The sequence below is a fragment of the Paenimyroides tangerinum genome (assembly GCF_003865405.1).
Classification (GTDB): Bacteria; Bacteroidota; Bacteroidia; order Flavobacteriales; family Flavobacteriaceae; genus Flavobacterium; species Flavobacterium tangerinum.
In genome coordinates, this window is sequence record NZ_RQVQ01000104.1 from 1 (window position 1) to 1,354 (window position 1,354).

Consider the following 1,354-nt stretch of genomic DNA (forward strand, 5'->3'; position numbering starts at 1 on the left):
ATTTAGATAGTTTTGATAAGTGTTCTATAACTGTTTCAGATTTTGTTCCTTTTACAATAGCAATAATAGTGTTTTCCCTGCCTTTACCTGCTTTAGAGGTGACTATGGTGTATAATTCTCCTTTAGATAAGCAGACTTCATCTATCGATAGCTTTTCCGTTATGTTTTTTGGATACAATAACCAATCTTTAGAGTGACCAAGCTGATCCCAGGCTTTAAAGTCGCTGGTTTTATTTTTGTATTGACGTTGAAATTTCTTTCCATCAATACCGAATAGATCTCCTATTGCTTTACAGCTAAGTATTTTAGTATCGGCTAATTTTTTTTAAGAACTCCGAAAACTCTTTAGTCATTCGGGTTCCTTCGGCAATCATATTCCAATCTCTAGCGATTATTTCTTCTGTTTGTTTATCTGTCCAGCGACGGCGTTGAACATGCAGTTTTACTGATTTTCCACGTAATGGAAAATCTTCGATGGTAGTCATGGGATAAAATCCTTTTGAAATTAGTTGTCTATCTGTAAGTTGATGACCATAATCGTTCTTTTCTTCGAAGTAGATATCTAAACGACTATTTAATTCTTTAACTTTTGTAATATTAAAGTGCTCTACCAAGTACTCAGGTAGGATTAGTTTTAGTATTTCTTTGCTATCCATCATGATGCAAATATATTATTTTACAACTTCCTCCCCAACTTTTGTGCTTGACCCTATATTTGTATTTTCCTGTTGGCTGATAATCTTCAAAAAGACCATTTGTTGACAAACATAAAGCAACTGATTTACCTTCAAATTTGAAAGTTTTACTGTAAGCCCAACCATACATTAGAACTTCATCAAACCATTTTTTCAGCAATGGAGGACAATTGTACAAATATATTGGAAATTGAAATACTATTTTATCGAACAATTCTAATACACGTTGCTCTTCATTGATATTTATGTTTTCATCTGGATATAGGTCATAAAGTCAACGAACTTCATACTTTTCAGGTAATTTCTCTTACTCTTCAATAAATCTTCTGTGAACTTTAGAATTTCTGAGATTTGGATGTGTAAGAATTATTAGTGTTTTCATTTATTCTATTTTTTGTGACAAAGAAATACAATTTATAGACAATTTCATATATTAGCTACTAATTGTATGGTACTAACAATGACTAGTCCTGAAATAGCGATACAGTTTTTCAATGATTAAAAATTATCTAGTCCGAACAATCCACAAGTAAAACTTATACTTTCTTGTTTTTCTTGGCGGAAACGATTGATTGTGCGGACTTGAAATTTTTTCTTACATCAATTTTTAATTCCTTTTCAGCTATATCAATCATCATGTCAAAGATAATGGCTTTGGA

General features: G+C 31.5%; 2 protein-coding genes and 1 pseudogene. 1 reads left to right on the forward strand and 2 read right to left on the reverse strand.

Features of this window, described 5'->3' with window-relative positions; genetic code table 11:
* The coding region (locus tag EG240_RS16760) for a hypothetical protein (protein ID WP_203229340.1) at window positions 1–197 on the forward strand (197 nt) is incomplete at its 5' end.
* A gap of 108 nt (window positions 198–305) precedes the next feature.
* Here EG240_RS16760 and EG240_RS16350 read toward each other — a convergent pair.
* Both EG240_RS16350 and EG240_RS16355 read right to left on the reverse strand, forming a co-directional pair.
* The gene (locus EG240_RS16350; protein ID WP_125020391.1) at window positions 306–659 is read right to left on the reverse strand and encodes an ISAon1 family transposase N-terminal region protein; all 354 of its coding nucleotides are present in this window, start codon (window positions 657–659) and stop codon (window positions 306–308) included.
* Window positions 649–945 (reverse strand): annotated as a pseudogene (locus EG240_RS16355) (NAD(P)H-dependent oxidoreductase); the annotation flags it as partial. The gene EG240_RS16350 and the pseudogene EG240_RS16355, both read right to left, overlap by 11 nt.
* Window positions 946–1,354 lie beyond the last annotated feature (409 nt).